Raw genomic sequence first — 6,208 nt, 5'->3', positions numbered from 1 at the left:
CAAGCGGAAGTAGCCCGGCACCAATTGAATCATCAAGACCAGTAGTAAGTGAAGGGAATTCAACACCAGTTGAAATGGTTACTGTAACACATGGTAGCCCTAGAGGTACCTATGAAGTTGATCAAGAAGTGGCAGCAAGTACAAGTAATATACCAATGCCAGCTAATCGTGAGACACGCACGTTAGGACAATATGCAACCGATAAAATAAAGGGAAGCGTAACATCTACAAAAACATCGATAAAACAGACAGTTACAGAAGTGAAAGAAAAAATCACTAATTCCCATACGGTCAAGAATACAAAACGTTTTTACCAAATGGGTGAAAATACAGGCAAGAATTGGAGAGATATTGTAAGTGAAAATAAAAATAACAAAAAAGAAAAATAAGCGTAAAATTACGCTTATTTTTTATGCTTGAAAGGGAGGGCATACACATGAGAAGTTATCGAATTCCGAAGGAAATTAGCACGGAATTACGTATCAATAAAGTGCTATATCTATTAGATTTCTCTTTAATAATCGCAGTATTGGTTGTGACTATGATTCTTAGAAATTTCGTACATGATTCTTTACAAATTCCCTTTTGTATTTTTATGGGGAGCGTTGCAATTATCATGATTTGGAGACCTAGTACCAATCCTCAAAAACGAATGTACGAAGTACTTATTATCACAATCATGAGAAGAAAAGGTGCATATTGTGCAATTGATAAAGATCAATAAGGGAGGAGTCATACATGGCATTATTTAACGAAGAAGAGCTGGAACAACGGATACCAGAACAAAAGACAGTGGAAAAAGAAAAGCCAAAACACGAAAAAAAGGTATTTCGTTTCAATGAGAAAGAAATAGAACAAGCTCCACCTAAACAGAAAGAGATTGTCAAAGTGGTAGAAGAAATGCCAAAGTCAAAAATCAAAAAAAAGAAAGAAGAAAAGAAAAAGGTTTCACCAGAAAAGCCAATTTTGAAAAAGAAGAATCCTAAATTCTTAAACTTCTTGGCTAGAAAAAAGAAAGATACGCCACCTAAAGTCAAAAAAAGTATTACAGAAATTATGGAGATTATAGATATGACTGAGGATGGTTTTTTTGAATTGAAAAATGGAGAGTTCTTGGAAATCTTACAAGTTGAAGGTGACGATATGTACTCAAAAAATAATGAAGAGCAAGCATTCGTCATATTTTCACACGCCTATTTTTATCAGGCTTATAAACATGCGATTAAATTAATCTTCTTAAATTTCCCCTGTCAAACAACAGAACAACAAGAATATTTAGATAAGAAAATCAAGGAGTGCAACAATCCCATATATGAAAGGATCTTAGTTCAAAAATTAAAAGAACTAAAATTTTTAGAATGGGGGAGAACGAATCGTGAATCCTTCTTGTTTATTTATGGAGATAGTGAATTAATCGTGAAAGAGCGTGTTGATGCAGCCAAACGATATATCAAGCGTTCTACTGAACTATTAGATGTAGATGAAGAGAAAAAGTTAGAACTTCTTTTCAAATTGTTTAATCAAAACTCTAAATTAGGTTCAAAAAATATATGAAAGTGAGGAGGATATAACGTGTTTGCATTCAAAAAGAAACAGAAAAAATCAAAAGAAGAAAAGCGAAAAGAACTGAAAATGAAAAAAGGTTACAACCCTTATTTGTTAGCTAGAATCCAGCCGCAAGGGGGCGTGGATTTTAAAGAAAGTTTTGTTCGAACCGGTGATGGATATTCAACATGTATACACATATATGATTATCCAACTGAAGTAAATGATTTCTGGTTAGAGCAAATTATGAACATGCCAAACGTCATTACAACATTGGACGTGATGAGTGATAACCGAACAGAAGTCGTTGAATCTATCAATAAATCCATGAGTGAACAAAGTGTACGGCATGATACCGCGAAAGATAATATAGATCGTATCGATGCGAAAAATGAATTTTTGGAATTAGAGGCTCTATACACAGATATAAAACAAGGCGAAGTGATGAAACGAATTCACACACGTATTTATGTATCTTCGAAAACAATAGATGAGTTAGAAAAACAAGTAAAAGAAATTATTGAAACATTAGAATCCTACAACTTTAGAGGAGCAATCTTTTTAAATGAACAAGAATACGAGTGGGATGCATTAGTAACGAGTTTTGATGTACAAAAGAATTACGTAAACCGAAGAAAAGGAAAAGAAATTCCAGCTTTAAGTTTAGCTGGTGGCTGTCCATTTCATTTTTCTTATTTGCACGATCCATACGGCACATATTACGGAACAACAAGAACAAAAGGAAACGTCATTTTTGATATTTTTCATAAGGACCAACAAAGAAAAAGCTACAATGGGGTAATGATTGGGAAACCTGGGGCTGGGAAATCAACGTTACTGAAAAAGAAAGCAGTTGATAATGCAAGCAAAGGACATTTTATTCGGATTTTTGATGTTGTGGAAGAGTTTAAAGATACAGTAGATGAATTAGGTGGGAAAACAATTGCTTTAGATGGCTCGCAAGGACAAATTAATCCTCTTCAGGTATATAAAACAGCTGAAAGTGAAGAGGTTAGTTTCATTCAGCATTTATCAAAACTTACAACCTTTTATCGTTTTATTGCGCCAGAAGCGAAGGATGATGAGATTAAAGAATATGAAAACTTACTTCGGAAATTATATATTCGTATGAAGTTATGGGATGAAAAAAAGGGAGCTCAAAATGAAATTACAACGAAAAAACCGAAAGAGTATCCGATATTTACAAATTATTTAACATTTGTTCGTGATGAACTGTATGAAGACTTTGAAACAAAAAAACATCATGCGAATTTAGGTGAGAGTAGAAAAAATCGTTTAGAACTCATTGAGTTAAATATTGTTAACTTAGTAGAAGCATATGCACAGTTATTTGATGGTCATTCTACAATTGAAGATTTCAAAAAAGAACAAGTTGTATCTTTTTCCTTACGGAATATTTCAAGCTTTAAACCGGAAGTGTTTCAAGCACAAATTTTCAATGTATTAAATTTACTTTGGGATGAAATGATTTCAAATGGTGCACCGCAATTAAAAGCATTTAACAAGAAGCAACTTAATTTTGAAGATGTTGTACGGTATTTTATCATAATTGATGAAGCGCATCATGTGATAAATACGAAGAAGGAAAGCCAACATGCATTGCGATTCTTAATTAAATTTAGCCGGGAAGATCGGAAATATTTTGCAGGTCTTTTATATGCAAGTCATAGTATTCGAGATTTTGTACCGGATGGATCATCACAAGAAATGGTGGATGAAATTAAGGTGTTATTTGAACTCACACAATACAAATTCATTATGCAACAAGATAATAACAGCTTAGATATGTTAAAAAAGGTATTCGCTGGACAATTAAGTGAAAGTGAAATTGCAGCGATCCCACATTTACCAACTGGTGATGTCATTCTAAGTATTGGAGCTGTAAAAAATATTCACTTCCATGTTGAAGTAACAGATGAAGAATTAATGTTATTTGGTGGAGGTGCTTAATACGATGCATCTCGTTTTAAAGTTAATACCGAAGAAATGGCTCATCACTTTAGGGTTAATCGTGATGGGTCTTTTTTCTTTTCTTTTACTTGGAGTAATCAGTATTTTTATTGCAGCTATCGGAAGTGATACCGGAACAGACAATGGTGATATTACGTATACAGGTGAAGGGCAAGTAATGAATGTATCACCTGAAGTTTTGAAGTGGGAACCGACAGTTCGGAAATATGCGAAAGAGTTTGGAGTAGAACCATTTGTTGCTTTGATGCTTGCTCAAATGATGCAAGAAAGTGGAGGGCGTGGCGGTGACCCAATGCAAGCATCTGAGGGGTCATATAACACAAAATATTGCAAATCACCGAACTGTATAACAGATCCAGATTACAGCATCTGGGCTGGTGTGCAAGAGTTTAAACATGCGATAGAACGAGCTGGTGTAACGAGCCCAGGAGACATGGATCGTATCAAGACATCGCTTCAGGCGTACAATTTTGGCCCAGGATTTTTTGATTTCGTGGCAGCAAACGGTGGTAAATATACAAAAGAATTAGCAATCAAATTTTCACAACAACAATATCAAAAATATAAACATACAGGCATGTATCATTGCCTGAGACCAGAGGCGGTTCCATACCAGGCTTGTTATGGCGATATATTGTACGTTGATGCAGTTTTGAAATATTATACACCGGGTTCAGTCGTTTCAGGTGGAGGCAATAGTGGTTCAAAAGTTGCCGATGTTGGGCGTGTTTGGATTGGGCGTTCCACTTATGTTTTTGGGGGAGGACGTACCAAATCAGATATAGAAAGAGGGATTTTTGATTGTAGTAGTTTTGTCCGGTGGGCGTTTGAACAAGTGGGAATGAACGTTGGAGATCTTGGAGGTACAAGTACAGAGACTCTTAATAAAATTGGTACAAAAGTTTCTGCAAATGATATGAAACCAGGCGATGTTATTTTCTTTGATACGTATAAAGGTGACGGTCACGTTGGAATTGTAATTGATAAAAATACCTTTATAGGCTGTCAAACAAACAAAGGTGTTTCCATTGAAGATTTAAATAATCCGTACTGGAAAAAGGTCTTTTCTGGACATGTAAGAAGGTTCTAAAAATCGAAAGAATAGGAGACTTTTAGTATGAAAGATAAACGAAAAGCTTTGTTCATAGCGCTTGCGATTGTAATCGTAGGCGTTACTATTTTGAACGTCTATTTGAGTACAAAATCAATGAGCGATGGAAAAGAAAAACAGTTAAAACTTTCAAATGAATTGTTAACAAATCAGAATGAAGATTTGAAAAAACGGCTCGATAAGGTGCTTCCTTCGGCACAAGAACAACAAAGAAGAGAGTATTTATCGACAGTCGAAACGTTCATACAGTTATCCTTTTATCGAGAAAAAGAGGGATATAACGAAAGGAAAGAACAAGCAAGAAACATTATGAGTGAAGAGCTTTTACAACAATTTTATCCGACAGATAAATACGAACTTGGAGATACGTATAAAACGAAACCAACTGAAATGAAATTCTATTTACAAGAAAATGATCCAGATAAAGAAGAAGTCCAGGTGTTAGCAGAATTTATAAATGTTACGACTGATCCATCACAAAACCGGGAAGAAAAAATAAATAATGTATTACGAGTAACGGCAAAAAAAGAAAAAGATAAATGGCAAGTCACAAATGTAGAAGAACTCAATATGAAAGTTTTATAACGAAAAAAGGTGAGGTGAGAATGTGTTAGGTGCTATCGGTAAAAAGAACGAAAGAATGAACTTGAGACGAAATAAATCATGGATATATGGAGCAATTATTAGCTTTTTATTACTCGGTTTTTTCACTTTCCTAACATCTAAAATCTACATGCCGAACAATGAAAAGCTATTTCATACAGAAACAAATAAAGTCGTAAAGTTGTCTGGTACAGGTAAGTTAATAGTGGAAAAAAGAGAGTACAATCCACATAAAAATTTCATCGAAATTCGATTTCGGTTAGAAGGATATGAAGAAACAGACTTTATATTTAAAGCACAAGAAAAAACAAATCCAGGTGCTCAATTACCTGTCAAAGTATTGTATGAAGAAAATGGGAATTATGTGGTGGAAGTACAAAAATTATCTCCTAATTGGGGAGCTTTAGCGTTAGATATTTACAACAAAAACAGCGAACAAGAACAAATGGATATTAGGAAATTCACACAAGAACCTTATGAATATGAAGAAGAAACGACGAGCAAACAAAATCCAAATAAGCTCATCCAAACTGTTTTTACTGACCAAAGAAAAACAAAAGCAAATGATGAATTGTTGGCAAATGATAAGAAGTCATATGAACTAGATTTCATCGAAAGAGATAAGAAAGATTGGAATACAAAGATTGAAAACTATGGAAAAGCAATCAAGATGGAGGAAGAAAGTGTGAAACAAACTGAACAAAAAATAAGAGATCTGAAGGAGGAAATGAAGTACCAAACGGAAGCCGAAATGATGGAAACACAATCAAAAATTTCAGTTTTAGAATCTAGAATTAAAACGTCTGATAAGAACATAGAACTGTTTAAAGTGGAACAAAAAAGCGCACGAGATAAGATTAAAAAGTTAGAGAAAAAGGCACAAGAAATTTCAAAAACTGAACAAAGGTAAGGAGACACGATGGAGACATTAAGGAAAAATAAGGGGACATCATAGGG

At 34.3% G+C, this 6,208-nt stretch carries 6 protein-coding genes and 1 pseudogene; all 7 read left to right on the top strand.

The genetic code is table 11. The annotated features are described in order from the left end of the window. Nucleotides 1-389: pseudogene (locus tag CN326_RS24745) on the top strand (pLS20_p028 family conjugation system transmembrane protein); the annotation flags it as partial. A gap of 47 nt (nucleotides 390-436) precedes the next feature. Beyond that, the gene (locus CN326_RS20070; protein ID WP_098310740.1) at nucleotides 437-724 is read left to right on the top strand and encodes a DUF5592 family protein; all 288 of its coding nucleotides are present in this window, start codon (nucleotides 437-439) and stop codon (nucleotides 722-724) included. 14 nt (nucleotides 725-738) lie between these two features. Next, on the top strand, nucleotides 739-1,554 hold the full coding sequence (locus CN326_RS20065; protein ID WP_098310739.1) for a hypothetical protein: 816 nt from the start codon (nucleotides 739-741) through the stop codon (nucleotides 1,552-1,554). 18 nt (nucleotides 1,555-1,572) lie between these two features. Next, nucleotides 1,573-3,516, top strand: a complete 1,944-nt coding sequence (locus CN326_RS20060; RefSeq protein ID WP_098310738.1) for a VirB4 family type IV secretion system protein — start codon at nucleotides 1,573-1,575, stop codon at nucleotides 3,514-3,516. A gap of 4 nt (nucleotides 3,517-3,520) precedes the next feature. Further along, nucleotides 3,521-4,627, top strand: coding sequence for a bifunctional lytic transglycosylase/C40 family peptidase (locus CN326_RS20055; protein ID WP_098310737.1), 1,107 nt, complete (start codon nucleotides 3,521-3,523; stop codon nucleotides 4,625-4,627). Nucleotides 4,628-4,654: 27 nt separating this feature from the next. Further along, nucleotides 4,655-5,233, top strand: coding sequence for a MerR family transcriptional regulator (locus CN326_RS20050; protein ID WP_098310736.1), 579 nt, complete (start codon nucleotides 4,655-4,657; stop codon nucleotides 5,231-5,233). 22 nt (nucleotides 5,234-5,255) lie between these two features. Continuing rightward, nucleotides 5,256-6,161, top strand: a complete 906-nt coding sequence (locus tag CN326_RS20045; protein WP_098310735.1) for a hypothetical protein — start codon at nucleotides 5,256-5,258, stop codon at nucleotides 6,159-6,161. Nucleotides 6,162-6,208: the final 47 nt, after the last annotated feature.

The organism is Bacillus sp. AFS018417, assembly GCF_002560985.1.
Classification (GTDB): Bacteria; Bacillota; Bacilli; order Bacillales; family Bacillaceae_G; genus Bacillus_A; species Bacillus_A rhizoplanae.
This window is presented reverse-complemented; position numbering and strand designations above follow the sequence as displayed.

Bases quoted from the DNA above. Each gene is read 5' to 3' on its own strand.
- CN326_RS20070 (WP_098310740.1), top strand. From the start codon at position 437: ATGAGAAGTTATCGAATTCCGAAGGAAATTAGCACGGAATTACGTATC.
- CN326_RS20055 (WP_098310737.1), top strand. From the start codon at position 3,521: ATGCATCTCGTTTTAAAGTTAATACCGAAGAAATGGCTCATCACTTTA.
- CN326_RS20050 (WP_098310736.1), top strand. From the start codon at position 4,655: ATGAAAGATAAACGAAAAGCTTTGTTCATAGCGCTTGCGATTGTAATC.
- CN326_RS20065 (WP_098310739.1), top strand. From the start codon at position 739: ATGGCATTATTTAACGAAGAAGAGCTGGAACAACGGATACCAGAACAA.